This window comes from Micromonospora sp. WMMA1996 (genome assembly GCF_002573675.1).
GTDB lineage: Bacteria > Actinomycetota > Actinomycetes > Mycobacteriales > Micromonosporaceae > Micromonospora > Micromonospora sediminicola.
Genome location: NZ_PDHU01000001.1, coordinates 3,984,761 through 4,010,962, shown reverse-complemented (window position 1 = coordinate 4,010,962; position 26,202 = coordinate 3,984,761). Strand labels below are relative to the sequence as shown.

25 protein-coding genes are annotated in these 26,202 nt (G+C 73.6%); 19 read left to right on the top strand and 6 right to left on the bottom strand.

The genetic code is table 11. The features are described from left to right. The first annotated feature begins 28 nt into the window (after positions 1-28). Positions 29-1,351 carry an MATE family efflux transporter gene (locus COO58_RS18445; protein ID WP_098745911.1) on the top strand — a complete coding sequence of 441 codons (1,323 nt, stop codon included), beginning with the start codon at positions 29-31 and terminating at the stop codon, positions 1,349-1,351. A 7-nt stretch (positions 1,352-1,358) separates the two neighbouring features. Here COO58_RS18445 and COO58_RS18440 read toward each other — a convergent pair whose 3' ends face one another. Then, positions 1,359-2,300 carry a hypothetical protein gene (locus COO58_RS18440; RefSeq protein ID WP_098745910.1) on the bottom strand — a complete coding sequence of 314 codons (942 nt, stop codon included), beginning with the start codon at positions 2,298-2,300 and terminating at the stop codon, positions 1,359-1,361. Then, the gene (locus COO58_RS18435) at positions 2,294-3,283 is read right to left on the bottom strand and encodes a hypothetical protein (protein ID WP_098745908.1); all 990 of its coding nucleotides are present in this window, start codon (positions 3,281-3,283) and stop codon (positions 2,294-2,296) included. The genes COO58_RS18440 and COO58_RS18435 overlap by 7 nt, the downstream gene beginning before the upstream one ends. A 109-nt stretch (positions 3,284-3,392) precedes the next feature. Here COO58_RS18435 and truB point away from each other — a divergent pair, with 109 nt between their 5' ends. The 8 genes from truB to COO58_RS18395 all read left to right on the top strand — a co-directional run bounded on the left by truB (position 3,393) and on the right by COO58_RS18395 (position 12,170). Then, positions 3,393-4,277 (top strand): tRNA pseudouridine(55) synthase TruB, encoded by an 885-nt coding sequence (truB, locus tag COO58_RS18430; protein WP_098745906.1) that lies wholly within the window; start codon positions 3,393-3,395, stop codon positions 4,275-4,277. Between the two features lie 30 nt (positions 4,278-4,307). Beyond that, positions 4,308-5,234 (top strand): bifunctional riboflavin kinase/FAD synthetase, encoded by a 927-nt coding sequence (locus COO58_RS18425; RefSeq protein ID WP_098745905.1) that lies wholly within the window; start codon positions 4,308-4,310, stop codon positions 5,232-5,234. Between the two features lie 184 nt (positions 5,235-5,418). Next, entirely contained in the window at positions 5,419-5,688 is a 270-nt protein-coding gene (gene rpsO / locus COO58_RS18420; protein ID WP_013284678.1) for a 30S ribosomal protein S15, read from the top strand. Between the two features lie 221 nt (positions 5,689-5,909). Further along, the gene (locus COO58_RS18415) at positions 5,910-8,276 is read left to right on the top strand and encodes a polyribonucleotide nucleotidyltransferase (RefSeq protein WP_091579925.1); all 2,367 of its coding nucleotides are present in this window, start codon (positions 5,910-5,912) and stop codon (positions 8,274-8,276) included. A 118-nt stretch (positions 8,277-8,394) separates the two neighbouring features. Next, positions 8,395-9,726: a pitrilysin family protein gene (locus COO58_RS18410; protein WP_091583997.1), complete on the top strand. Its 1,332-nt coding sequence runs from the start codon at positions 8,395-8,397 to the stop codon at positions 9,724-9,726. Between the two features lie 62 nt (positions 9,727-9,788). Beyond that, on the top strand, positions 9,789-10,562 hold the full coding sequence (gene dapB, locus COO58_RS18405) for a 4-hydroxy-tetrahydrodipicolinate reductase (protein ID WP_091579922.1): 774 nt from the start codon (positions 9,789-9,791) through the stop codon (positions 10,560-10,562). Between the two features lie 88 nt (positions 10,563-10,650). Continuing rightward, positions 10,651-11,586, top strand: a complete 936-nt coding sequence (locus tag COO58_RS18400) for a helix-turn-helix domain-containing protein (RefSeq protein WP_098745903.1) — start codon at positions 10,651-10,653, stop codon at positions 11,584-11,586. A 116-nt stretch (positions 11,587-11,702) separates the two neighbouring features. After that, on the top strand, positions 11,703-12,170 hold the full coding sequence (locus COO58_RS18395; RefSeq protein WP_091579915.1) for a GNAT family N-acetyltransferase: 468 nt from the start codon (positions 11,703-11,705) through the stop codon (positions 12,168-12,170). Between the two features lie 230 nt (positions 12,171-12,400). Here COO58_RS18395 and COO58_RS18390 read toward each other — a convergent pair whose 3' ends face one another. Beyond that, positions 12,401-14,500, bottom strand: coding sequence for a glycogen debranching N-terminal domain-containing protein (locus tag COO58_RS18390; RefSeq protein ID WP_098745901.1), 2,100 nt, complete (start codon positions 14,498-14,500; stop codon positions 12,401-12,403). 146 nt (positions 14,501-14,646) lie between these two features. Here COO58_RS18390 and COO58_RS18385 point away from each other — a divergent pair, with 146 nt between their 5' ends. The 4 genes from COO58_RS18385 (at position 14,647) to COO58_RS18370 (ending at position 18,995) form a co-directional block, all read left to right on the top strand. Further along, positions 14,647-15,636, top strand: a complete 990-nt coding sequence (locus COO58_RS18385) for a LacI family DNA-binding transcriptional regulator (protein WP_091579907.1) — start codon at positions 14,647-14,649, stop codon at positions 15,634-15,636. Between the two features lie 25 nt (positions 15,637-15,661). Further along, positions 15,662-16,909: an extracellular solute-binding protein gene (locus COO58_RS18380; protein WP_091579903.1), complete on the top strand. Its 1,248-nt coding sequence runs from the start codon at positions 15,662-15,664 to the stop codon at positions 16,907-16,909. 81 nt (positions 16,910-16,990) lie between these two features. After that, positions 16,991-18,109, top strand: a complete 1,119-nt coding sequence (locus tag COO58_RS18375) for a carbohydrate ABC transporter permease (protein WP_091579899.1) — start codon at positions 16,991-16,993, stop codon at positions 18,107-18,109. A gap of 1 nt (position 18,110) precedes the next feature. Then, a complete protein-coding gene (locus COO58_RS18370) occupies positions 18,111-18,995 on the top strand; it encodes a carbohydrate ABC transporter permease (RefSeq protein ID WP_091579895.1) in 885 nt (294 codons plus the stop codon). A gap of 47 nt (positions 18,996-19,042) precedes the next feature. On the opposite strand, the gene COO58_RS18365 is transcribed toward COO58_RS18370, so the two are convergent. Together COO58_RS18365 and COO58_RS18360 are read right to left on the bottom strand one after the other, a co-directional pair. Next, positions 19,043-19,423, bottom strand: a complete 381-nt coding sequence (locus COO58_RS18365) for a VOC family protein (RefSeq protein ID WP_091579890.1) — start codon at positions 19,421-19,423, stop codon at positions 19,043-19,045. 64 nt (positions 19,424-19,487) lie between these two features. Next, positions 19,488-20,090, bottom strand: a complete 603-nt coding sequence (locus COO58_RS18360; protein WP_091579886.1) for a GNAT family N-acetyltransferase — start codon at positions 20,088-20,090, stop codon at positions 19,488-19,490. Between the two features lie 35 nt (positions 20,091-20,125). Here COO58_RS18360 and COO58_RS18355 point away from each other — a divergent pair, with 35 nt between their 5' ends. Further along, entirely contained in the window at positions 20,126-21,415 is a 1,290-nt protein-coding gene (locus COO58_RS18355; RefSeq protein ID WP_091583993.1) for a glycosyltransferase family 87 protein, read from the top strand. Here the strand turns inward: COO58_RS18355 and COO58_RS18350 are convergent. After that, positions 21,314-21,865: a GNAT family N-acetyltransferase gene (locus COO58_RS18350; RefSeq protein ID WP_091579882.1), complete on the bottom strand. Its 552-nt coding sequence runs from the start codon at positions 21,863-21,865 to the stop codon at positions 21,314-21,316. The two genes, COO58_RS18355 and COO58_RS18350, sit on opposite strands and share 102 nt — an antisense overlap. Before the next feature lie 83 nt (positions 21,866-21,948). Between COO58_RS18350 and COO58_RS18345 the strand changes: the two genes are divergently transcribed. The 5 genes from COO58_RS18345 (at position 21,949) to dapA (ending at position 26,193) form a co-directional block, all read left to right on the top strand. Continuing rightward, a complete protein-coding gene (locus COO58_RS18345; RefSeq protein WP_091579878.1) occupies positions 21,949-23,178 on the top strand; it encodes a winged helix-turn-helix domain-containing protein in 1,230 nt (409 codons plus the stop codon). Next, positions 23,168-23,710: a DUF2752 domain-containing protein gene (locus tag COO58_RS18340; RefSeq protein WP_091583990.1), complete on the top strand. Its 543-nt coding sequence runs from the start codon at positions 23,168-23,170 to the stop codon at positions 23,708-23,710. Before COO58_RS18345 ends, COO58_RS18340 begins: the two co-directional genes overlap by 11 nt. A gap of 29 nt (positions 23,711-23,739) precedes the next feature. After that, on the top strand, positions 23,740-23,892 hold the full coding sequence (locus COO58_RS30270) for a hypothetical protein (protein WP_176558837.1): 153 nt from the start codon (positions 23,740-23,742) through the stop codon (positions 23,890-23,892). A 584-nt stretch (positions 23,893-24,476) separates the two neighbouring features. Then, positions 24,477-25,214 (top strand): FAD-dependent thymidylate synthase, encoded by a 738-nt coding sequence (thyX, locus tag COO58_RS18335; RefSeq protein ID WP_091579874.1) that lies wholly within the window; start codon positions 24,477-24,479, stop codon positions 25,212-25,214. A 52-nt stretch (positions 25,215-25,266) separates the two neighbouring features. Beyond that, positions 25,267-26,193: a 4-hydroxy-tetrahydrodipicolinate synthase gene (dapA, locus tag COO58_RS18330; RefSeq protein WP_098745900.1), complete on the top strand. Its 927-nt coding sequence runs from the start codon at positions 25,267-25,269 to the stop codon at positions 26,191-26,193. Positions 26,194-26,202: the final 9 nt, after the last annotated feature.

Genomic DNA, 26,202 nt, shown 5'->3' with positions numbered 1-26,202 from the left:
TACCGAAGGCGTGCCAGGATCGGCGGCGATGAGCACCACCGCCGCCCTCGCCACCGCCGCCTCGCCCCGGCGGATCGCCGCCCTCGCGCTGCCCGCCCTGGTGGTGCTGGCCGCCGAGCCGCTCTACGTCCTGGTCGACACCGCCGTGGTGGGTCACCTGGGCCGGGTGCCGCTCGCCGCGCTCGCCGTGGGCGGCACCGTGATGACCCTGACCGCCTGGATCGGCACGGTCGTCGCGTACGGCACCACGGGTCGCTCGGCCCGCCGCTTCGGGGCGGGGGACCGGGCCGCCGCGGTGGCCGAGGGGGTCCAGGCGTCCTGGCTCGCGCTCGCCACCGGAGTGCTGGTGGCGGTCGCCATCGGCGTCGGCGGCGGCGCGCTGGCGCGTACCCTCGTCGGCGGCCCCGGCGAGGTGGCCGACGCCGCCGCCGGATGGCTGCGGATCGCGGCGCTCGGCGCGCCCGGCCTGCTGCTCGCCGCCGCCGGCAACGGCTGGCTGCGCGGCATCCAGGACACCCGCCGTCCGCTGCTGTTCGTGCTCGGCCCGAACCTGCTCTCCGCGCTGCTCTGCCCGCTGCTCGTCTATCCGGCCGGGCTCGGCCTGGTCGGCTCGGCGGTGGCGAACGCGATCGCGCAGACGCTCTCCGGGGTGCTGTTCGCGGCGGCGCTGGTGCGGGAGCGGGTCTCGCTGCGCCCCCGGCCCCGGGTGATCGGGCAGCAGCTCGTGCTCAGCCGGGACCTGCTGGTGCGGGGCGTCGCGTTCCAGGCCAGCTTCCTGTCCGCGACCGCGGTCGCGGCCCGCTTCGGCGCCGCCGCGGTCGGCGCGCACCAGATCGCCGTACAACTCTGGTTCTTCACCGCGCTGGTGCTGGACGCGCTGGCGATCGCCGCGCAGGCGCTGGTCGGCGCCGCGCTCGGCGCCGGCGACGCGGCCGGCGCCCGCTTCCTCGCCCGCCGCGTCGCCCTGCTCGGCGGGCTGTGCGGCGTGGCCTTCGCGGTCCTGATCGCCGCCGGCGCCGGCCTGGTGCCGTCGTGGTTCAGCTCCGATCCCCAGGTACGCGAGCAGGCCATGGTGGCCTGGCCCTGGTTCGTCGCGCTCCAGCCCATCGGCGGCGTGGTGTTCGCCCTCGACGGGGTGTTGATCGGCGCCGGCGACGTGCGCTACCTGCGCAACCTCACCATCGTGGCCGCGCTGGGCGGGTTCCTGCCGGCGATCTGGCTCGCCTACGGTCTCGACCTGGGGCTGGGCGGGATCTGGGCCGGGCTGACGCTGTTCGTGGTGCTGCGGCTGGTCGCGCTGCTGCTGCGGATGCGCTCGGGCGCCTGGGCGGTGGTCGGCGCGGTCCGCTGACCGCTGGTCAGCAGGAGACCGGCAGCTCGATCGGGTGCTCCGGGTCGTAGAGCGTGTCCGGGTCCCCGGGGAACGGGGTGCCGTCCATGTCCGCGCTACCGGGGCGGATCAACCCGAGCTTGACGGCGTCGCAGTCCACGCCCCACCCGTAGCTCGACATCCGGTGCAGCCAGAGCCCCCGGTCGGCCCGCACCACGTCGCCGTCGCGTGGCAGCCGCCAGACGATCTCGTCGTGCAGCAGGACCACCGAGTGGCCGGACCGGGAGGCGGGGTCACGGAACCCGTAGACCCAGACGACGTTGCTGGTCACCTCCAGCATCCGTACCCCGTCCGCCTGGCGGACCACCCGGTAGGTGAGCCGGCCGCTGGTCCGCGGCTGGTCCGGGGTGAGCCGGGCGTCCGGGGCCAGCCGGGTCGCGTACGTGCCGATCGTCTCGGTCGACCAGTCCTTGCGCACCGACTCGCGGGCGGCCGGGGCGAAGTGGCGCAGCAGCGGGGTCGGGTTGTCGCCGGTCATGAACGCGCGGTCCAGGCGGGCGGTCAGCATCGCGGCGCGGACCCGGTCGAGCCCGGCGGCCACCTCGGCGGCGGTGAGGCCGCCGGTCGGGCGGGCCGGGGGCAGCACGATCCCCGCCGCCCCCGCCGGCCAGTGCGCCGCCGGGGTGTCGGCGAAGACGTCCGGTGGCGTCGTCGGTCCCGCCGTGGCCGCAGCCCCGGTGGCCGCAGGCGGCGGCGTGGACGCCGGACGTCGGAGCTGTCGGTAGCCGTAACCGGCGGCGCCGGCGGTCGCGGCGAGCAGCAGCACCACGCCGAGCGCCGCCGCGAGCCGGCGGGCGCGCCGCCGGCACCAGATCCGCAGGCGTACGAGGAGACTCGGCCGGATCTCCCGCTCCAACCGGTCCAGCCAGTCGGGGTGGCCGTCGCGCTCGGAGCCCGGTCGGCTCAGCACTGTTCCGCGACCTTGAGCGAGCGGTCCAGGTCGTACGCGGCGTCCGGGTGCTCCCCGTCGCCGGAGCCGCCGTAGCTCGGCGTGATCTCCAGCTCGAGCAGGCCCTTGTTCAGGCTGGCGCACTCCACGTTCGTCGCGTAGGACTCCGCGTCCTGCATCCACAGGCCACGGGAGGCGGCGATGACGTCGCCCGGGTGAGGCACCTGCCAGACCACGGTGTCGTGCACCAGGATGACCTCGGGGTCCGCCAGGGTGCGCACGCTCTGGACGGCGTAGACCCAGACGAAGTTGGTGGTGACCTCCAGCACCCGGATGCCGTCGGAGTCCCGCGTGGCGCGGTACGAGATCCGCCCCCGCACCCGGGGTTGGTCGGCCGTCAACCGGGTGCTCGGCCCGAACCGGGTGGCGTAGTTGGCGGCGCCGCCGCTGGCGAAGTCCGCCCGCACGGTGGCGCGGTCGTCCGGGGCGAACTGTCGCACCAGCCGCTCCGGATCCTTCGCGGTGAGGAACGCGCGGTCCAGCCGGCCGGTGACCAGCGCCTTGCGGACCTTGGCCAGCGCGTCGGTCACCTGCTTCTCGGTGAACGCGCCGGTTCGTCGGGCGCGGGGCAGGGCGATGCCGGCCGCGCCCTCGGCGAAGTCGACGGCGGGGGTGCCGTCGAACGGCCCGGCGGCCGGCGGGGGCGACGCCGAGCTGACCGCCTGCTCGCCGCTCGGCGGGCTGACCGTGGGGTACGCCACCGGGACCTCGCGCCAACGCTGGAGTCCCTGGTAGCCGGCCGCCGCGACCGAGCCCGCGCAGACCAGCAGGAGCAGCGCGGCCGCGCCGCCGAGCAGCTTCGCGGAGTGCCGGCTCAGGCCGATCCGCCACCGGTCGGCCCGGCCCGGCCCAACCCCCGGGGTGGGTTGGCGCAGCCAGTCGGGAACCGGCCCCAGGGCCTCGTGGGAAGGGTGGGGGTCGGGTGCGGAACGGGGATCGGTCATCGGGCTTCCCGGGCAGGCGCGGCGGACGGCGGCTGATCTTGACACCCCCGGTGACCCGGGCGGTATCCCCCGCGGGGCCGATCACCGCCGTCTGGCAGGCTTGGCGGTCGTGAGCGCAGACGGTCTGATCGTGGTCGACAAGCCCGGCGGCATGACGTCGCACGACGTGGTGGCCCGCGTGCGGCGACTGGCCCGCACCCGCCGGGTGGGCCACGGCGGCACCCTGGACCCGATGGCCACCGGCGTGCTGGTGATCGGGGTGGGCCGGGCGACCCGGCTGCTGACCTACGTGATCGGCGCCGGCAAGAGCTACACCGCGACGATCCGGCTGGGGCAGTCCACGGTCACCGACGACGCCGAGGGCGAGGTGGTCGCGAGCACCCCGGCCGGCGCGGTCACCGACGAGGCGGTACGCGCCGCGCTGGCCGTGCTCACCGGCGAGATCGACCAGGTGCCCAGCGCGGTCAGCGCCATCAAGATCGACGGACGGCGGGCGTACAAGCGGGTCCGCGACGGGGAGACCGTCGAGCTGCCCGCCCGCCGGGTGACCGTCTCCCGGCTGGATGTGTGGGCGATCCGCCGGGACACCCCGGACGTGGTCGACGTGGACGTCGACGTCACCTGCTCGTCCGGGACGTACATCCGGGCCCTGGCCCGCGACGCGGGCGTGGCGCTCGGGGTCGGCGGGCACCTCACCGCGCTGCGCCGCACCTCGGTCGGCGCGTTCACGCTGGCCGAGGCGGCCACGCTCGACCAGTTGGAGGAGCGCGCCCCGGAGGTGGTGAACCTGTCGCTGGACGCGGCGGCCGACCGCTACTTCCCGCGCCGGGACGCCACCGCCGAGGAGGCCCGGGTGCTCTCCCACGGCGGGCCGCTGGCCCCGGTGGGGATCGCCGGGCCGTACGCGGTCTTCGGCCCGGCCGGCGGGCTGATCGCTATCGTCAGCGAGCGGGACGGACGGGCCCGCGCGGAGATCGTGCTGGCCCCGGCCTGACGGCGCGCGGGCGGACAGGGGAGGAGCGGCATGCAGCGGTGGCGGGGGTACGAGGCGGCGCCCGGCGGCTGGGGGCGCTCGGTGGTGACCATCGGCGTCTTCGACGGCGTGCACAAGGGGCACCAGGCCACCATCGGTCATGCCGTGGCGCGCGCCCGTGAACTGGGCGTCAAGTCGGTGGTGGTGACGTTCGACCCGCACCCGGCCGAGGTGGTCCGCTCCGGCTCGCACCCGGCGGTGCTCACCGAGCCGGCCCGCAAGGCGGAGCTGATCGAGGCGCTCGGCGCCGACGTGCTCTGCGTGGTGCCGTTCACCCCGGAGTTCTCCCGGCTGCCGGCCGAGGCGTTCGTGCACGACATCCTGGTCGAGCACCTGCACGCCGCGCTGGTGGTGGTCGGCGACAACTTCCGGTTCGGGCACCGGGCGGCCGGCGACGTGGCCCTGCTGGAGCGGTTGGGCCGCACCTTCGGCTTCGCCGTGGAGGGGGCGCCGCTGGTCGCCGAGGCGGGCACGGTCTTCTCCTCCACGTACATCCGGTCCTGCGTCGACGCGGGCGACGTGCGCGCGGCGGCGGCGGCGCTGGGCCGTCCGCACCGGGTCGAGGGCGTGGTGGTCCGCGGCGACCAGCGCGGGCGTGAGCTGGGTTACCCGACCGCCAACCTGCTGACCCACCGGTACGCGGCGGTGCCCGCCGACGGGGTGTACGCGGCCCGGCTGGTGCGCCGCGGCGGCGACCCGCTCGCGGCGGCGGTCTCGATCGGCACGAACCCGACGTTCTCCGGGCGGGAGCGTCGGGTCGAGGCGTACGCGCTGGACTTCAGCGGCGACCTGTACGGCGAGCGGCTGGCGCTGGACTTCGTGGCCCACCTGCGCGAGCAACGGACGTACGACGCGATCGAGCCGTTGGTCGCCCAGATCTCCGAGGACGTGGAGCGGACCCGCCGGGCGGTGTCCTGACCCGCTCGGCGGACCTTGACCGGCCGGTCCGGGTCGGGGCTGGTAAGGTGGGGAAGACGTCGGCTGACCGACGGGGGCCTCGCGTGCCTGCACGACGCCGCGGGTGCGAGGAACCGGGCCGTCGCACCGGTCACCACGACCGCTCCGACGGACCTCATCGAACGACCCACGAAACAGGGAGAACATGGCGCTCGACCAGGAAGCCAAGGCCAAGATCCGCCAGGAGTACGCGACCGCCGAGGGCGACACCGGTTCGCCGGAGGTGCAGGTCGCGGTCCTGACCAAGCGGATCGCGGAGCTGACCGAGCACCTGAAGGTGCACAAGCACGACCACCACAGCCGCCGCGGGCTGCTGCTGCTGGTCGGCCGGCGCCGTCGGCTGCTCAACTACGTCCAGAAGAAGGACATCAACCGCTACCGGTCGCTCATCGAGCGGCTCGGCCTGCGCCGATGACGTGACGGGGGAGTGGCCGCTCGGCCGCTCCCCCGTTCCCGTACCACCAGAAGAAACCGGCCGCGCGACGACCCGAGAGGGAGCCGGTCAGCACCGGTCTCCGGTAGTGGCCCCCGGGAGCCCCGGCACCAAGCCGGCCCACCCGGGCGCTTCGATCGAAGACCGGCCGCCTGAGCAGTTCCCGTGTCGTCGGCCGACGACGCGAAGGAGCACCACAGCACATGACCGAGACCAACCTCGGCACCGAATCCCGCACCGCCGTGATCGACAACGGGTCCTTCGGCACCCGTGAGATCACCTTCTCCACCGGCCGGCTGGCCCGGCAGGCCGCCGGCTCCGTCGTCGCCCAGCTCGGCGAGACGGTCGTCCTCTCCGCCACCACGGCGGGCAAGCAGCCGCGTGAGTCGTTCGACTTCTTCCCGCTGACCGTCGACGTCGAGGAGCGGATGTACGCCGCGGGCCGGATCCCCGGCTCGTTCTTCCGCCGTGAGGGTCGGCCCAGCGAGGACGCGATCCTCACCTGCCGCCTGATCGACCGGCCGCTGCGCCCCTCGTTCGTCAAGGGCCTGCGCAACGAGGTCCAGGTCGTCGAGACCGTGCTCGCGCTCGACCCGCAGCACCCGTACGACGTGGTGGCCATCAACGCCGCCTCCATGTCGACCAAGCTCTCCGGCCTGCCGTTCTCCGGCCCGATCGGCGCGACCCGGGTCGCGCACGTCGAGGGCCAGTGGGTCGCCTTCCCGACCCTGGAGGAGCTGGAGCGCGCCACCTTCGACATGGTCGTCGCCGGTCGCACCCTGCCCGACGGCGAGGTCGCGATCATGATGGTCGAGGCCGAGGCCACCCCGCACGCGGTGACCCTGATCTCGGGCGGCGCCACCGCGCCGACCGAGGAGATCGTGGCCAGTGGCCTGGAGGCCGCCAAGCCGGCCATCCGCGAGCTGTGCCGCGCGCAGAGCGAGCTGGCCGAGGTGGCCGCCAAGCCGGTCAGCGAGTTCCCGGTGTTCCTGGACTACCAGGACGACGTGTACGACGCGGTGGCCGACGTGGCCCGCGCCGACGTCACCGAGGCCCTGAAGATCGCCGGCAAGGCCGACCGCGAGGAGGCCCTGGACCGGATCAAGGCCAAGGTCGCCGAGGAGCTGGGCGGTCGGTTCGAGGGCCGCGAGAAGGAGCTGTCCGCCGCGTTCCGCTCGCTGACCAAGTCCGAGGTCCGCAACCGGGTGCTGCGTGAGCAGGTCCGCATCGACGGCCGCGGCCCGCGCGACATCCGCCCGCTGACCGCCGAGGTCGGCGTGCTGCCGCGGGTGCACGGCTCGGCGCTGTTCGAGCGCGGCGAGACCCAGATCCTGGGTGTCACCACGCTGAACATGCTGCGCATGGAGCAGATGGTGGACACGCTGTCCCCCGAGAACCGCAAGCGCTACATGCACAACTACAACTTCCCGCCCTACTCGACCGGTGAGACCGGCCGGGTGGGCTCGCCGAAGCGCCGCGAGATCGGCCACGGCGCGCTGGCCGAGCGGGCGCTGATCCCGGTGCTGCCGTCGCGCGAGGAGTTCCCGTACGCCATCCGGCAGGTCTCCGAGGCGCTCGGCTCCAACGGCTCCACCTCGATGGGTTCGGTCTGCGCCTCGACGCTGGGCCTGCTCTCGGCCGGTGTGCCGCTGAAGGCGCCGGTCGCCGGCATCGCCATGGGCCTCATCTCCGACGAGGTCGACGGCAAGACCCAGTACGTGACGCTGACCGACATCCTCGGCGCCGAGGACGCGTTCGGTGACATGGACTTCAAGGTCGCCGGCACGCGTGACTTCGTCACCGCGCTGCAGCTCGACACCAAGCTCGACGGCATCCCGTCGGACGTGCTGGCCGCCGCGCTCCAGCAGGCGCACGAGGCCCGGCAGACCATCCTCGACGTGATGCAGCGGGCCATCGAGGCCCCGGCCGAGATGTCGGACTACGCGCCGCGCGTCACCACCGTCAAGATCCCGGTCGACAAGATCGGCATGGTGATCGGCCCGAAGGGCCAGACCATCAACGCGATCCAGGACGAGACCGGCGCCGAGATCTCCATCGAGGACGACGGCACGATCTACGTCGGCGCGACCAACGGCCCGTCGGCCCAGGCCGCGGTGGACCGGATCAACGGCATCGCCAACCCGACCCTGCCGAAGGTGGGGGAGCGGTTCCTCGGCACCGTGGTGAAGACGGCCGCGTTCGGCGCCTTCATCTCGCTCCTGCCGGGCCGCGACGGCCTGCTGCACATCTCCAAGGTGGGCGACGGCAAGCGGGTCGAGAAGGTCGAGGACTTCCTCAACGTCGGCGACAAGGTCGAGGTCGAGATCGCCGACATCGACGCGCGCGGCAAGATCTACCTGGACAAGATCCGTCCGGAGGGCGCCGAGGCGCCGGCCGCCGGTGAGGCCGCCGGTGGCGAGCGTCCGGCCGGCCGGGACCGTGGCGGCGACCGCGGCCCGCGTGACCGGGGCGACCGCGGCGGCGAGCGCGGCGGTGACCGGGGCGGCGAGCGTCGCTCCGAGGGTGGCGAGGGCGGCGACCGTCCGCGTCGCCGGACCCGGCACAGCTGATCGACCGACCGGCCCGGGCGACGTGCGTCGCCCGGGCCGGCCCACGGCTCCAGGTCGCGCACGCGGGCTGGAGCCGTCGTTCGTTCCCCACCCCTCGTGGTACGGAGAGCAGGTTCCCGTGAGTTCGTCTTCCCCCGCGCCGGGACGGGCGGTCACCCGCACCCTCAGCGACGACCCACTCGGCGGCACCGTCCGGCGTACCGTGCTGCCCAGCGGGCTGCGCGTGCTCACCGAGGCGATCCCGGCGATGCGCAGCGTCTCGTTCGGCATCTGGGTGGCGGTCGGCTCACGGGACGAGACCGGCCCGCAGGCCGGCGCCGCGCACTTCCTGGAGCACCTGCTCTTCAAGGGCACCCGCAAGCGCACCGCGCTGGAGATCTCGTCCGAGATCGAGGCGGTGGGCGGCGAGACCAACGCCTTCACCACGAAGGAATACACCTGCTACTACGCCCGCGTGCTGGACGAGGACCTGCCGCTGGCCATCGACGTGATGTGCGACGCGGTGGCCGACTCGGTGCTGGCCGAGCCGGACGTGGAGACCGAACGCGGGGTCATCCTCGAAGAGATCGCCATGCACGACGACGAGCCCGGCGACGAGGTGCACGACCTGTTCGCCCGCGCGATCTACGGCGATCACCCGCTCGGCCGGCTCATCTCCGGCACCGAGGAGACGGTCACCCCGATGACCCGCCGGCAGATCCAGGGCTTCTACCGCAAGCGGTACGTCCCGCCGCAGATCGTGATCGCCGCCGCCGGGAACCTCGACCACGCCGCCGTGGTCAAGCTGGTCCGGCAGGCGCTGCGCGACACGCCGCTGGACACCGACCCGGCCGCGCCGGCGACGCACCGGTCGACCTCCCCGGCGGTACGCACGAAGCCGGCCACCACGCTCGTCGAGCCGAAGGAGACCGAGCAGGCCCACGTCATCCTGGGCTGCCCCGCCATCGACCGCACCGACGACCGGCGGTTCGCGCTCGGCGTGCTCAACAACGTGCTCGGCGGCGGCATGTCCAGCCGGCTGTTCCAGGAGATCCGGGAGCAGCGCGGCCTCGCGTACTCGGTCTACTCCTACGCCAGCCAGTACGCCGACAGCGGCGTCTTCGCCGTCTACGCCGGCTGCGCGCCCGGCAAGGTGGACGAGGTGCTCGACCTGACCCGGGCCGAGCTGGCCCGGGTGGCCGCCGAGGGCATCACCGAGGCGGAACTGGCCCGGGGCAAGGGGATGAGCAAGGGCTCGTTCGTGCTCGGGCTGGAGGACACCGGCTCCCGGATGAGCCGGCTGGCCAAGGGCGAGCTGCTCTACGGCAACCTGATGCCGGTGGACGAACTGCTGGCCCGGGTGGACGCGGTCAGCCTGGCCGACGTGAACGAGCTCGCCGCCGAGCTGCTCGCCCGGCCGATGTCGCTGGCCGTGGTCGGCCCGTTCGACGAGGGCGCCTTCACGCGCTGACCGGCGTCCCGCTGGTCGGTCCGCGGCGTGGGCGGCGTCCCGATTGGGATAGGTTGTGCCCCGTGACTGACGTGCGGGAGAAGGGCCCGGCCGAGGCGGCCCGGGTCGGCGTGCTGGGTGCCCGGGGCCGGATGGGCATGGAGGTCTGCAAGGCGGTCGACTCCGCCCCCGACCTGGACCTGGTCGCGGCCGTCGACCAGGGTGACGACCTGATCGCGGTCGCGGACGCCGGGGCCGGGGTGGTCGTCGACTTCACCACCCCCGACGCGGTCATGGACAACCTGCGCTTCTGCGTCGAGCGCGGCATCCACGCCGTGGTCGGCACCACCGGCTTCACCGAGCAGCGCCTGGCGCAGGTGCGCGACTGGCTCGCCGACCGGCCCGGGGTGGGCGTGGTGATCGCCCCGAACTTCGGCATCGGCGCGGTCCTGATGATGCAGTTCGCGGCGCGCGCCGCCCGGCACTTCGAGTCGGTCGAGATCGTCGAGCAGCACCACCCGCGCAAGCTGGACGCGCCCAGCGGCACCGCCACCCACACCGCCCGGCTGATCGCGGCGGCCCGCGCCGAGGCCGGCCTCGGCCCGGCCCCGGACGCCACCCGCGACGAGGTGGCCGGGGCCCGCGGCGCCGACATCGACGGGGTACGCGTCCACGCGGTCCGCGCCACCGGCCTGGTCGCCCACCAGGAGGTGCTGTTCGGCACCACCGGGGAGACGCTGACCATCCGGCACGACTCGTACGACCGGGCCTCGTTCATGCCCGGCGTGCTGCTGGCCGTACGCGAGGTGGTCCGCCGGCCGGGCCTCACCGTCGGCCTGGACGCCCTGCTGGACTGAGCGCGCGCCGCGCCGGCGTCGGCCGCCGGCCCGCGGGTGCGCAACGGCGATCAAGCGGTGCCGCGCGCGGCGGGTGCAGGCTGAGCGCATGAACCGGAACGACGGACTCACCGGCCTCCTGGACGTCCTCCAGGCCGCGCTCGACGATCCGGCGGCGAGCCCGGGCGGCCTGGCCGCTCGGGCCCACCTGTCCCGGTTCCACTTCGACCGGCTGGTCGCCGCGGCCACCGGGGAACCGCCGGGCGCGCTGCGCCGCCGGCTGCTCCTGGAACGCGCGGCGCACCGACTCACCACCAGCGGCCGGACCGTCCTCGACATCGCCGTCGAGGCCGGGTACGGCTCGCACGAGGCGTTCACCCGCGCCTTCCAGCGGTCGTACGGCCTCGCCCCGACCGCCGTCCGGCGGCGCCCGCCGCTGACCTTCCGCGAGCTGGAGCTGCCCTGCCCCAGCGGCGTCCACTTCCAACCGCCCGGCGGCCTGCGGCTGCCGGCGGCACGTCAGGAGACCCCGATGAACGTTCTCCAACACCTGGTCGACCACCACGTCGAGACACTCGGCGCCATCATCGACCGCGCCGGCCGCCTGGACGACCGGGTGCTCGACCGCCCCGTCACCGTGTCCGTGGAGACCATCGACGAGCAGCCGACGCTCCGCTCGCTGATCAACGCGATGGTCACCCAGGAGGAGCACTGGCTCTCGGCGCTGCGCGGCGGCGAGTGGCCCGACGAGAGCGACACGTCGGTGAGCGGCCTGGCCGCCCGGCACGCGGTCGCCGGGCGGGACTGGCGGGACTTCGTTGCCCGGACACTGGCCGCCGGCACCCTGGCGGACACCTTCGTCGACACCACCTGCACGCCCCCGACCACCCACACGCTGGGCGGCACCATCGGCCACGTGATCACCTTCGCCGCGGTACGCCGCACCCTGGCCATCGGCGCCCTGCACAGCGCCGGCGTCACCGAACTCGGCGCCGGCGACCCGCGACCGTACCTCGACCGCGCCGCACTCGCCCCGACCGACTGACCGTCCCGACCCGGGGCCGGTGGGTCGACCGCCGCCGGTCCCCCGGCATGCCGGTCGGGGCGCGATATCGGCGAAACCGATGGCCGGCGGGTGGGACCGACCCTAGGCTGACCGCCATGATCGACTCTGGAGAGCACGACCGGCTCGGCCGCCGGGTGAGCCTGCGACCGGTGGACGACGACAACTGGCGGGCGGTGGCGGACGTGGCGCCCCGTGACGACCAGCGCGCCTTCGTCGCGGCGTTGGCCGCCCGCTACCTGCTGCTCACCATGCACTCGGACGTGTGGAACTCGCTCGCCGTGTGTGCCGACGACGTCGTGGTGGGACACGTCATGTGGGGCGTGGACGACGACGGCTCGCGGTGGATCGGCGGCATGGTGATCGACGCCGCCGAGCAGGGCCGGGGGCTGGGCCGCGCCACGGTGCGGACGCTCACGGCCTGGTTGGCCGAGGCCGGCCAGCCGATCCGCCTCAGCTACCACCCGGACAACGCCCCGGCCGCCGCCCTCTACACCTCCCTGGGCTTCCACCCCACCGGCGACATGGAGGACGACGAACTGGTAGCCGAACTCCCCACCCCCTGACCTCCCCGAACCCACCCCACCCCACACCGCCCGTCGCCCTCCCACCGGTGATCAAGGAGTTCACGTCAGAACCCGCCACGCCGCCCGACGCAAACCCCTTGATCGCCGCCCCTCCCTGCCGGGCGGCCGGTCGATCATGAAGTTGGCGGCGGTGGGGGAGATCGAAACTGCCGCCAACTTCATGATCAACGAGGTGGGGCGGGGCCCGGTGTGGCGAGGCTGCTGGGGGATCAGGGGCGGGGGAGGGGGGTTTCGGCGGGGGACCGGGGGGTGGGGATGTGCAGGGTGGCGGGGAGGTCGGTCAGGGTGGGGTGGCCGGTGTGGTCGACCGAGACCGTGACCGGGGAGCCGGCGATCCGCAGGCCGGCCGCGCTCAGCGCGCCCAGCTCGGGCCCGGCCAACGGGCGCAGGTCGACGCGGCCGTTCGGCACGTCCGGGTAGACGCCCAGGCCGGCTTGGAGCAGCAGCACGGCCGCCGCCGCCGACCAGGCCTGCGGACGGCAGGCCGCCGGGTACGGCACGGGCCGACCGAGGGCCGACCGGTCGTCCCCGCCGTACAGCTCGGGGAGGCGGTAGTCGAACGCCTCGGCGGCGGCGAGCAGACCGTCGGCGAGCCGCAGCGCGGCCGCGCGGTGCCCGGCGCGGGCCAGCCCGGCGAGCACGATCGCGGTGTCGTGGGCCCAGATCGACCCGCAGTGGTAGGACAGCGGGCTGAACCCGGCGTCGTCGGTGGACATGGTGCGCAGGCCGAAGCCGCCGGCCAGCGCCTCGGTGGAGAGCAGCGCCGCGACCTGCGTCGACTCGGCGTCCGACAGCAGGCCGGTGCCGAGCAGGTGCCCGATGTTGCTGGTCAGTGAGTCCACCGGGCGCTTGTCCCGGTCCAGCGCCAGCGCCGGCTGCGGACCGTGGCGACCGTCCACCCAGAACGCGGCGCGGAACCGCTCGGCGAGCCGGTCGGCGTAGGCGCGCCAGCGGTCCGCGCCCGGGCGGCCGAACGCGTCCAGCAGGTCGGCGCCGTTGGTCGCGGCCTGGTGCGCGTACCCCTGCACCTCGGCCAGCACGATCGGCGGCGCGGCGAGTCGGGCGTCCCGGAAGCGCACCGCGTCGCCGGAGTCCTTCCAGCCCTGGTTGGCCAGGCCGTGGCCGGTGGTGTCGATGTACTCGACGAAGCCGTCGCCGTCGGCGTCTGCGTGTTCGTCGAGCCAGCGCAGCGCCGCCTCCAGATGCGGCAGCAGCGGCTCGACCTGGTCGGCGGGCAGGCCCCAGCGCCAGGCGTCGTGCAGCAGCCCGACCCAGAGCATGGTCGCGTCGACGGTGCCGTAGTAGGCGGGCGGCAGCCGCATCCCGTTGTCGAAGGACAGCTCGTGGCGGCGTAGCTCGTGCAGGATCTTGCCGGGCTGCTCGCCGGTGGCCGGGTCGACCCGGGTGCCCTGCCGTCGGGCCAGCACCCGCAGCGTGCCGGCGGCCAGGTCGGTGCCGAGCGGCAGCATCATCCGGGCGGCCCAGAGGCTGTCCCGGCCGAACAGGGTGAGGAACCAGGGCACGCCGGCGCCGAGGAAGACGTCCTCCGGGTGTGCCGGCTCGGCCAGCCGCAGCCCGCGCAGGTCGGCCAGGGACCGGTCGAGCAGCCGCAGCAGGCGGCGGTCGTCGGCGTCGACCCGTGGCTCGGCCCAGCTCGCGGCGGCCGGCGCGGCGCTCACCACGGCCCGTGGGTCGGCGACGTCGAGCCGCCAGCGCAGCGTGACCGAGGCGCCCGGGTCGACGGTGACCGGCCAGCTCAGGCGCGGCGCGACGGCGTGTTCGCCGGCGGCGTCCACGGTGGCGTCCGCGCCGGTCACGGTCACGGTGAGGCCGTCAGCGGCCCACTGCACCCGGCCCGGCTCCCCGGCCTTGGCCTCCAGCGGCTGGCCGGCGTGGCCGGCCTTGACCTGCTCGACCGGGGCGAGGTCGCAGGCCAGGTCGACGGTGACCGTGGTGCGCACCGGCTCGGCGGCGGTGGACGTCACGACGATCTCCTCGGTCAGCCCGCGCGCGCCGGCCTGCCGGATGCGGTCGACACGGACGGTGGGGTCGGGGGTGGGGTCGCCGAGCCAGCGGGCCAGGCCGACGAAGCGGGCGCCGTGCGGGCCGACCGCGCCGCCGCCGATCGACTCCGGCTCGCGGTCGTCGAGGCGCAGCTCGGCGCGGGAGAGCACCCGGGCGTCGGCGTGGAAGACGCCCTGGACGCCGTGCGGCCGGAGCTGACCGGCCGCGTCGCCGAGCGCGCTCGTGGGGGCGTGCACCACGCCGACCAGGTCGTGCAGCAGCGGTTGGAGGTGGCGTTCGGTCACGAGGGGACTCCTGGTGCTGATCGGTGGCGACGGACGTCTTGACAGATGACCGCGGCCGGTGCAAAGTGCGAAACATTCCAGAAACTTTGAACGTTCTAATCCTGCCCCATCGGGATTGGATCGTTCAAGGCGGCGAGAGGGATTTCGTGGGAGAAAAGGTAACCATCGCGACGGTGGCCCGGCACGCCCAGGTCAGCCGGCAGACCGTCTCCAACGTGCTCAACGCGCCGCACATCGTCCGCGAGGACACCCGGCAGCGGGTACGGGAGGCGATCACGGCGCTCGGCTACCGGGCCAACCAGGCCGCCCGGCAGATGCGGACCGGCCGGTCCCGGCTCATCGCCGTCCGCATCGAACCCACCCGGGACGGCATCAACGGCTCGGTGCTCGACCGCTTCCTGCACGGCCTCACCGAGACCGCCGACGCCGGCGGCTACCGGGTCCTGCTCTACACCGCCCGCGACGACGACCAGGAGATCGCCACCTACGACGCCCTGCTCGGCGCGTACGACCTGGACGCGTTCGTGCTCACCGGCACCAAGCACGGTGACCCGCGCACCGCGTGGCTGGCCGAGCGCGAGGTGCCGTTCGTGACCTTCGGCCGGCCCTGGGACGCACCGGACGCCCACCCCTGGGTCGACGTGGACGGCGCCGCCGGCACCGCCCAGGCCACCCGGCACCTGCTCACCGCCGGTCACCGCCGGATCGCCTTCCTCGGCTGGCCCGCCGGCTCCGGCGTCGGCGACGACCGGCGCGCCGGCTGGCGTACCACGATGGCGGAGGTCGGCCTGGACGGCGCCGCGGCGGACCGCGCCACCGAGGACGGCATCGCCGAGGGGGCGCGCGAGTTGCGCGCGTTGCTCGCCCTCGACGCGCCGCCGACCGCCGTGGTCTGCGCCAGCGACTCGCTGGCGCTCGGCGCGTGGCAGGCCGCGCGCGAGACGGCGACCGACGTCGCCGTCGTCGGCTTCGACGACACCCCGGTGGCCGCCGCGGTCGGGCTGAGCAGCGTCAGCCAACCGCTCGGTGAGGCCGCCGCCCGCTGCGTCGAGCTGCTCACCGGGCTGCTCGACGGGCAGCAGCGCGACCCCCAGCTGCTGCTGAGTCCCTCGCTGGTGCTGCGGCACTCGGCGTGATCCCATCCCCCACCAGGAGAATCAGATGACACCTCGCACGATCACCCGGGCCGCGTTGGCGGGCGTCGCCGCCGTCGCGCTGCTCGGCTCCGCCGCCTGCGGCAGCGGCTTCGACGACTCGGCCGGCGACACCAAGCAGTCCAGCGGCCCGGCCAGCCTGCAGATCCTGATCGGCTCCTCCGGCGACGCCGAGACCAAGGCCGTGCAGGAGGCCGCCGCGAAGTGGGCCGGCTCCTCCGGCAACACCGCCACCGTCACCCCGGCCCAGGACCTCACCCAGCAGCTCGGCCAGGCGCTGGCCGGCGGCACCCCGCCGGACGTCTTCTACGTCGACGCGGCCCGGTTCGCGGACTTCGCCAGCGTCGGGGCGCTGGAGCCGTACGGCGACAAGGTGAGCAACACCGGTGACTTCTACGAGAGCCTGCGCACCGCGTTCACCTACGACGGCAAGCTCTACTGCGCGCCCAAGGACTTCTCCACCCTGGCGCTCCAGATCAACACCGACCTGTGGACCAAGGCCGGCCTGACCGACGCGGACGTGCCGACCACCTGGGACCAGCTCACCGCCGTCAGCCAGAAGATCAAGGCGAAGGGCCAGGTGGCGCTCGCGCTCGGCGACACCCGGGACCGCATCGGCGCGTTCCTGGTGCAGAACGGCGGCTGGCTGATGAGCGCCGACGGCAAGCAGCCGACCGCCGACACCCCGGAGAACCTCCAGGCCCTCCAGTACGTCAAGTCGCTGCTCACCAACGGCTACGCGAAGTTCCCCAAGCAGCTCGACTCCGGCTGGTCCGGTGAGGCGTTCGGCAAGGGCAAGGCCGTGATGACCATCGAGGGCAACTGGATCAAGGGCGCCCTGCAGAACGACTTCCCGAAGGTGAAGTACAAGGTCGTCCCGCTGCCGGCCGGTCCCAAGGGCCAGGGGACGCTCTCCTTCACCCAGTGCTGGGGCATCGCCGCCAAGTCCAAGTACAAGGAGCAGGCGATCAAGTTCGTCGAGGCGATGACCGCCGGCGAGCAGCAGATGGCGTTCGCCAAGGCGTTCGGCGTGATGCCGTCCCGCCAGTCCGTCAGCGGCCAGTACACCAGCGCCTTCCCGGCCGACAAGCCGTTCATCGACGGCGCCGCGTACGCCCAGGGTCCGGTGAACGCGCCGAAGATGGACAGCGTGCTGCGTGACCTGGAGGCCGGCCTCCAGGGCCTGGCCACCGGCGACCCGAAGACCATCCTGGCCAACTTCGACAAGAACGCCAAGGCGGCGCTCGGCGGCTGAGGTGTAAGGAGGGGCCCCTTGTTAACAGACGGGTGTTAAGAGGGGGCCCTTCCTTTCACCTCCCCCGGGAAGGGAGAGGGAGTGGCAACGGACACGCTCGCCGCGCCGGGCACCGCCTCGGCCGGCCCGCCGCGCCGCCGCCGCGGCGGTATCCGCGGCAACGAGAACCTCGCCGGCTGGCTCTTCGTCGCGCCGGTGATCGTGATCCTCGGGCTCTTCCTGCTGCTGCCGATCCTGATGGCGCTCTGGGTGAGCCTCACCGACTGGAACGGCCAGGGCAGCCCGTTCACCGGCGACGTGCCGTTCGTCGGCGGCGACAACTACTCGCGGCTGTTCACCGAGGACGGACTCGCCCGCCGCGACTTCATGACCGCCATCCGCAACAACATCTACTACGTCGGGATCGTCGTGCCGGTGCAGACCGTGCTCGCCCTCGGTCTCGCCCTGGTGGTGAACAACCGGCTGCTCAAGGGGAAGGGCTTCTTCCGCAGCGCCTTCTACTTCCCGTCGGTCACCAGCTCGGTGGCGATCAGCGTGGTGTTCCTCTTCCTGTTCGCCAACTCCGGCGCGGTCAACCGGCTGCTCGGCCTGCTCGGTCTCGACGGCCCCGAGTGGTTCGCCGACGGTCGGGGCGTGCTGCACCTGCTGTTCGGCGCGTTCGGGATGAACGAGCCGCCGGCCGCGCTCACCTCCGGCGGCCCGCTCGGGCTGACCTGGTGGGACTGGCTCTCCGGGCCGAGCGTCGCCATGACGTCGATCATCTGCCTGGTCATCTGGACCACCTCGGGCACGTTCATGCTGATGTACCTGGCCGCCCTGCAGAACGTGCCGGTGGCGCTGGACGAGGCCAGCACGCTCGACGGCGCCAGCCGCTGGCAGCGCTTCCGCTACGTCACCCTGCCGCTGATCAAGCCCACCACGTTCCTCGTGGTCACCCTGGGACTGATCGGCTCCTGGCAGGTCTTCGACCAGGTGTACGTGATGAGCCAGGGCGACCCGGCCAAGACCACGCTCACCCCGGCGTACCTGTCGTACCGGACCGCGTTCCGGGACTTCGACTACGGCTCCGGCGCGGCCATCTCGTTCGTGCTGTTCCTGATCATCATCCTGCTCACCCTGTTCCAGCGCCGGCTGATGGCCGACCGGGACGGTCCCCGGCGCGGCCGGTGGTGGCGTCGACGCGTACCGGAGGGGTCCTGACATGGCCGTGCTGACCGACCGGCCGGCGCCCGTCGCCCGCCGCGGCGACCGCGGGACGCGCGCCCGGGTCAACCGCGTCCTCGGGTACGCGGTCCTGATCTTCTTCGGGCTGGTCTTCCTCTACCCGTTCGTGATCCAGCTCGGCAACTCGCTCAAGACCGAGCCGGACGCGGCGGCCAACCCGCTGTCGCCGTTCCCCGACCCGCTCACGCTGGCCGGCTTCGAGCGGATCTTCTCCGGCACCAACTTCCCGCTCTGGCTCGGCAACTCGCTGCTGGTCACCGTGCTGGTCACGCTCGGCCGGGTGTTCTTCGACTCGCTCGCCGGCTACGCGCTGGCCCGGCTGCGGTTCCGGGGCCGGGCCGGGCTGTTCGCCGCCGTCATCGCGGTGATGGCGGTGCCGGGCGTGGTGCTGCTGATCCCGAAGTTCCTGGTGCTCAAGCAGATCGGCCTCTACGACAGTTACGCCGGCCTGATCGTGCCGCTGCTCGCCGACGCGGCGGGCGTGTTCATCATGAAGCAGTTCTTCGAGTCGATCCCGGTCAGCGTCGAGGAGGCGGCCCGGATCGACGGCGCCGGGGTCTTCCGCACGTTCTGGTCGGTGGTGCTGCCGATGGCCCGGCCGGCGCTGATCACGCTGACCATCCTGTCGTTCCAGGGATCCTGGAACGAGTTCCCGCACAGCCTCGTCTCGGTCCAGGACCCGGATCTGTTCACGCTGCCGCGCGGACTGGCCGACCTGGTCAGCGGCTCGCTCGGCAAGGGCACCCAGTATCCGCTGAAGCTCGGCGCGGCGCTGCTGGCCACCATCCCGGTGGCGGTGCTCTTCGTCATCTTCCAGCGCTACTTCGTGCGCGGCGCCAACGAGGGCGCGGACAAGGGCTGATCCGCGCTGGCGGTCCCGCCCCGTGCCGGGACCGCCAGCGCGCCGGCTCAGCTCTCCTCGATGACCGACATGACGTTGCCGGCGGGATCGGTGAACCAGGCGATGGTTGGCCCGTTGCCGCGCATGATCCCCTTGTCGTCCTGCGGCATGCCGTCGTACCGCTCCAGCCGTACGCCGCGCGCGACCAACCCGTCGACCGCCCGGTCGACGTCCGGGACGGGGAAGTTGAGCACGGTGTAGCTCGCCGGGCGGTGGTCGGGCTTCGGGTAGACGAGCACCGGCCGGTCGCCGGCCAGATGCAGCGTCAGGATCCCGCCCATGTCGTCGTCCCGGGAGACCCGCAGCCCCAGCACGTCGGCGTAGAAGCGCTGCGCCCGGTCCGGGTCGTCCACCGAGAACCCGCTGAACGCCTTCGTGTCGCCGAACATGATCCGCTCCTCACTCTGGCCTGTGTCGTGCCTACCAGGGTCGGACCGGTGCCGGGGCGGAAACTCATCGGTCGGCGGGAGACCCCTCCGGGTCCGTCGCCGCCTCGTCGGGAACGGCCACGTGCAGCCGGAGCTGGGGAACCAGCATGTCGTCCACGTCCAGCGCCCGGGTCGCGCCGTCCGGCTCCCAGCCGGTCGAGCCGAGGAACGCCCGGGTCGCCGCGTCGGCGTCGAACGCCCAGGCCACCGCCCGGGTGAAGCGGTCGGTACGCCAGTGCTCGACGGCGGCGGCGAGCAGCCGGCTGCCGTGCCCCCGCCGGCCCCATCGGGGCTCGACCAGCAGGTCGGTCACCGCCACCACGCCCGAGGCGAGGGCGTCGGCCGGCTCGCCCGGGGCGAGCGCCTCGGCGTCGGCCGGACCGGAGGCGGCGAACCCCACCAGATAGGATTGCGCGGCCTGTTCGACGGCGACCAGCACCCGGTGCGCGCCCGAGGGCGGCTCCTGCACCGCCGCGCTCCACCGCCGGGCCAGGTAGGCCTCGTCCAGGTTGTCGAGCACGTGCCGGGGCAGGATCCGGCGGTACGCGACCCGCCAGGTCGCGAGCTGGATGCGTGCGATCTCGGCGACGTCCTCGGGACGCGCGGGGCGGACGTAGCCTGCAGCCATGGCACGTGAGCCTACGCAGGGCGAGGAGGGTGACGGTGGCGCAGGGTGCCGGGCGGACGATCGCGCAGGTCGCCGCCGTGGCGGCGCTCGCCGCGGCGGTCACCGTGTTCCTCTCCGTGGCGGCGGTGCGGCACGGCTTCTTCGACCTCAACGTCTACTACGGGGCGTTGACCTTCTGGGTGCACGACGGCGGGGAGATCTACGACTTCCTCAAGGCCGGCACCCAGTACGGCTTCACCTACCCGCCGTTCGCCGCGCTGGTCATGCTGCCCATGGCGTACCTGCCGTGGAACGCCGCGATCGTGGTGAGCGTGACCGCGACGGTGCTGGTCAGCGCCGTGGTCATCTGGTGGCTGCTGGACCCGGTGGCCCGCCGGTCCGGCTGGACCCGCTGGTTCACCCTCGCGGTGGCGCTCTGCCTGGCCGCCGCGTACGAGCCGATGCGCGAGACGGTCAACTTCGGCCAGGTCAACATGCTGCTGCTCTTCCTGGTGGCGGTGGACCTGCTGTGGCTGTTGCCGGCGCGCAACCGCTGGGCCGGCGTGGGCATCGGACTGGCCACCGCGATCAAGCTGACGCCGGGCATCTTCATCGTCTACCTGCTGGTCACCGGCCGCTGGCGGGCCGCCGCGACCGCGGTGGGCACCGCCGCCGTGGCCACGCTGGTGGCCGCCGGTCTGTTCCCGGACGCCTCCCGGGAGTTCTGGACCGAGGCGCTGTGGAACACCGACCGGGTCGGTGAGCTGGCCTTCGTCTCCAACCAGTCGCTGCGTGGGGTGGTCGCCCGGCTGGACCCGCAGCACCCGAGCACGATCGCCTGGCTGCTGCTCGTACTCGTGACGCTGGTGATCTGGGGTTGGCGGTGCCGGCGGGCGGTGGCCGCCGGCGACGAGGCCACCGGCCTGGCCCTGACCGGCGCGGTGATGTGCCTGGTCAGCCCGGTGACCTGGGTGCACCACCTGGTCTGGCTGCTGCCGGGGCTGATCCTGCTGGTCGACAACGGCATGGCCGCGCGCGGCCGACGCCGCCGTCTGCTGCTGGCCGCCGCCCTGGTCGGCTACGCGCTGCTGTGCAGCCGGATCGTCTGGTCCTGGGAGAAGGACTTCACCGGGGTGGACGGCTTCCTGGGCAGCAACACGTACGTCTGGATCAGCCTGGCGCTGCTGCTCGGCCTGCCGATCCGGCGTTGGGCGACGCCGGTGCGTTCCGACGGGCCGGCGGGGTCAGTCGTCGAGCCGGGCGGTGTAGCGCAGCTCGCGGAGCAGGACCGGGGTGCGTCCGCCGGCCAGCGGCACCGGATAGGCGGACTCCTCGCCGTCCGGTGAGTGCCCGGCCCGCTCGTAGAAGCGGCGGGCCCGCGCGTTGTCGGCGAGCACCCAGAGCCGGTAGCCGGTCCAGCCCCGCTCGGCCAGGCCGGCGCGTGCCGCGGTGAGCAGCGTCCGACCGACGCCCGAACCCCAGTACGCCGGCTCCAGGTAGATCGCCAGCAGCTCGCCGTGCGCCGGGTCCAGGTCGCCGCGGTCCTGGTTGTTCCGGTACGGCCCGAACGTGGTGAACCCGGCGACCAGGCCGTCGTCCTCGGCGACCAGCGTGGTGAACGGGTGGTCCGGGTCGGCGGTGCCGAGGTCGCGACGCCGCTGCGCCCAGGCGCGCGGGTTGAGTCGGTTCAGCACCTCGTCGGGCATGATCCCGGCGTAGCCGGCCTGCCAGCCGTGGATGTGCACCCGGGCGATCGCCTCGGCGTCGTCCGGCTCCTCCCGGCGAATGGTGAGCACCTGTCCGTTCTATGCCCCGACGGGCGAACAGTCCAGCCGCCGCTCCCGGGTGATGTCGGAGGGCTGGATTAGGGTCGCCCACGATGGCCGTACCGGAATCGCTCTCCCTCGCCCAGGCCCGGCGGATCGCCCTGGCCGCCCAGGGCTTCGCCGACCCGGCGCCCGCCGGCGTGCCCACCCGACGACACCTGCGCCGGGTGCTCGACCGGGTCGGGTTGATCCAGATGGACTCGGTCAACGTGCTGCAACGCGCGCACTACCTGCCGCTCTACAGTCGCCTCGGCCCCTACCCGACCGCCCTGCTCGACACCGCGGCCTACCGCCGTCCGCGGGAGCTGTTCGAATACTGGGCGCACGAGGCGTCGCTGGTCCCGGTGCGGCTGCACCCGGCGCTGCGCTGGCGGATGGCCAAGGCGCGCGACGAGGCCTGGGGCGGCATGCGCCGGATCGCCGAGGAGCAGCCCGAGCTGGTGGCATGGGTGCGCGACGAGGTGGCCGCCCGAGGGCCGCTCACCGCCGCCGAGATCGAGCACGACGCGCCGCGTGAGACCGGCAACTGGGGCTGGAACTGGTCCGCCGTGAAACGGGCGTTGGAGTTTCTCTTCTGGGCCGGCGAGGTCACCGCGGCCGACCGCACCAACTCCTTCGCCCGCCGCTACGACCTGCCCGAGCGGGTGTTGCCGGCCGCCGTGCTGGACGCGCCCACCCCCGCCGACGCCGACGCGCACCGCACCCTGGTGTCGATCGCGGCCCGGTCGCTCGGCGTCGCCGCCGAGCCGGAGCTGCGCGACTACTTCCGGCTGCCGGTCGCCGGCGCCCGGCGCGCGGTCGCCGAGCTGGTCGAGGCGGGCGAGCTGACCCCGGTCACGGTCCAGGGCTGGCGGCAGCCGGCCTACCTGCACGCCGACGCCCGGCTGCCCCGCTGGGTGCGGGGCAACACGCTGGTCAGCCCGTTCGACCCGCTGGTCTGGGAGCGGGGCCGCACCGAGCGGCTGTTCGGCTTCACCTACCGGATCGAGATCTACGTGCCGGCGCCGCAGCGGGTCCACGGCTACTACGTGCTGCCGTTCCGCCAGGGTGAGCGCTTCACCGCACGGGTCGACCTCAAGGCCGACCGGAAGGCCGGCGCGCTGCTGGTGCCGGCCGCCTGGGTGGAGCCGGGCGCCGACCCGGGGGAGACGGCGGTGGCGCTCGCCGCCGAGCTCTACCGGCTCGCCGGCTGGCTCGGCCTGGACGCGGTCGCCCCGCCGGCCGCCGGTGACCTGGCCGCGCCGCTGGCCGCCGCGTTGGTGGGCGTGGCGGGTGTACGGTGAGCGCGTGACGAGCGTTGACCGGCCTGCCACCGTGACCGACCCGCACCCGGAGACGCACCCGCACCACCCCTATCCGCCGGTCGAGCCCGACCGGTTCACCCGGATGGTGCTGCGCCTGCACGCCCGCGCCCCGCGCTGGGCGGTGCCGCTGGCGGCGCTGGGCTGCGTCGGCCTCGGCATGGCATACGCGCTGATCAGTGACCCGACCCAGAGCGACCCGGACGCCCGGCCGACCTGCCTGCTCAAGCTCACCACCGGGCTGGACTGCCCGGGGTGCGGCGGCACCCGCGCCCTCTGGTACGTGCTGCACGGCGACCTGCCGGCCGCCGCCCGGCACCACTTCCTCTTCGTCTTCGCGCTGCCGTTCCTGGCCTGGCTCTTCGCCGCCTGGGCCGGCAACCGGGCGTTCGGGTGGCGGCTGCCCGAGCCGCGCTTCAGCCCCAAGGTGATCGGTGGTTTCCTGGCCGCCTGGGCGGTCTTCTCGGTGGTCCGCAACCTGCCGTGGGCGCCGTTCCCCTCGCTCTACGTCTGACGGGCTCGCCCGCGCGGCCGGCTCGCGCGGTGCCGCCGAGCCACCTGGGCCGCCGGGCGCGCACCCGGGGCGACGGCGGTGGCTGGGTTGGCGACGGCGGTGGCTGGGGTGACGGCGGTGCCGGGGTGACGGCGGTGCTGTGGGCGACGGCGGTGCTGTGGGGGACGGCGGTGCTGGGATGACAGCGATGCTGGCTCCGGAGTGCCTTTCGAGCTGAGTCGTTGGTGATATCGCCGATGCCGATGCCGATGCCGATGCCGATGCCGATGCCGATGCCGATGCCGCGCCGGGAGGAGCAACGTTGCAACGGGCCGTGCCTAACTTGCGCCGGACCCGTGCCGACGTTGCGCCGGGCCCTACGTGCGCCGGGCCGTGCCGACGTCGCGCGTCGCGATGCCGATGTCGGGGTCGGCCATTCCCGAGGTCGCGCTCGGCGGTGCCGATGTCGTGGTCGGCCGTTCGTCCGTCGTGCTCCGCCGTACCGACGTCGGTGCTGTCGTCCGGTGCCCGACCTTCCGGAGGGAGCGGCGCCGGGCCCGGCGGAGCGGTGGAGACAACGGTCCGGACAGGCCGCCGCCGCGTAACGGGGGCGGGCCGGCGATATCACCGACGACTCAGCTCGAAAGGCACTCTGCCGAGGAGTCCGGCCCGGGCGGGACGCCGGGGCGAGAGCTTGGACACGCGTGGGCGGAGTGCCTCCTGGTCGACCGCGTGGCCGATTTCCCCCGCCGGGCCGGGGGCAACTACAGTCCTCGGCATGCCGGAGATGGTGCAGCCCCAGGTCAAGCTGATCGCGTGGACCCAGTTCCAGGCGCCGGACGACGTGCCGTGGTCGACCGACGCCGACGGCGGTCAGGCCCTCGCCGAGTTCGCCGGCCGGGCCTGCTACCAGAGCTGGAAGAAGCCAAACCCGGCGACCGCGACGAACGCCGGCTACCTGGCACACATCCTGGACGTCGGCCACCTGAGCGTGCTGGAGCACGGCTCGGTGAGCTTCTACTTCAGCGGCGTCTCCCGCTCGTTCACCCACGAGCTGATCCGGCACCGGCACTTCTCCTACTCGCAGCTCTCCCAGCGCTACGTCCCCGAGCGGGACGCGGCGATGGTCGAGCCGGCGGTGATCGCCGACGACCCCGAGCTGCACAAGAAGTTCGTCGAGGCGTCCGAGGCGGCGGTGCGGGCGTACACCGAGTTGCTGGAGGGGCTGGAGGCCCGCTTCACCGACGAGCCCAACCCGACGCTGCGCCGTAAGCAGGCCCGCCAGGCGGCCCGGGCCGTGCTGCCGAACGCGACCGAGACCCGGATCGTGGTGACCGGCAACTACCGGGCCTGGCGGCACTTCGTCAAGATGCGCGCCACCGAGCACGCCGACGTGGAGATCCGCGAGCTGGCGGTCGAGTGCCTGCGGCAGCTCCAGGGCGTCGCGCCGAACGTCTTCGCCGACTTCGTGATCTCCACGCTGCCGGACGGCACCGAGGTGGCGGCGTCGCCGCACGCCGAGTGACTCGTCGCCCTTCGCCGCCGGGCCACCGGTGGTCGTCCGCTAGGTTGTGAACATGACGCACGACCACCCTGCCGCCCCGGAGCGGGGCCCGTCGCGCCCGTTCGGGCGAGTGATCACGGCCATGGTGACCCCGTTCACCCCGGACGGGGCGCTCGACCTCGACGGCGCCGCCCGGCTGGCCCGCTATCTCGTCGACGAGCAGGGCAACGACGCGCTGGTGCTCAACGGCACCACGGGCGAGTCCCCGACCACGACCGACGCGGAGAAGGAGACGCTGATCCGCGCGGTCGTCGAGGCGGTCGGTGACCGGGCCCGCATCGTCGCCGGGGTGGGCACCAACGACACCCGGCACACCGTCGAGCTGGCCGCGCAGGCCGAGAAGGCCGGCGCGCACGGTCTGCTCGTGGTCACGCCCTACTACAACAAGCCGCCGCAGGCCGGGCTGCTGCGCCACTTCACCACCGTCGCGGACGCCACCGGGCTCCCGGTCATGCTCTACGACATCCCGCACCGCTCCGGTGTCGCGATCGCCACCGACACGCTGGTGAAGCTGTCCGAACACGGCCGGATCGTGGCGGTCAAGGACGCCAAGGGCGACCTCACCGCCACCTCCTGGGTGCTGGCCCGCAGCGACCTCGCGTTCTACAGCGGCGAGGACGCGCTCACCCTGCCGATGCTGTCGATCGGCGCGGTCGGCGTGGTCGGCACCTCCACCCACTTCACCGGGGTGGGGACGAAGCAGATGATCGAGGCGTTCGAGGCCGGCGACACGGCCGGGGCGCTCGCCCTGCACCGGCGGCTCCTGCCGCTCTACACCGGCATCTTCCGCACCCAGGGCACCATCCTGGTCAAGGCCGGACTGGCGACCCAGGGTCTGCCGTCCGGCCCGGTACGACCGCCGCTGGTCGAGGCCACCGGCGACGAACTGGCCCAGCTGCGCGCCGACTGCGCCGCGGCGGGCCTGCCCCTGCCCGAATGATTCAACGAC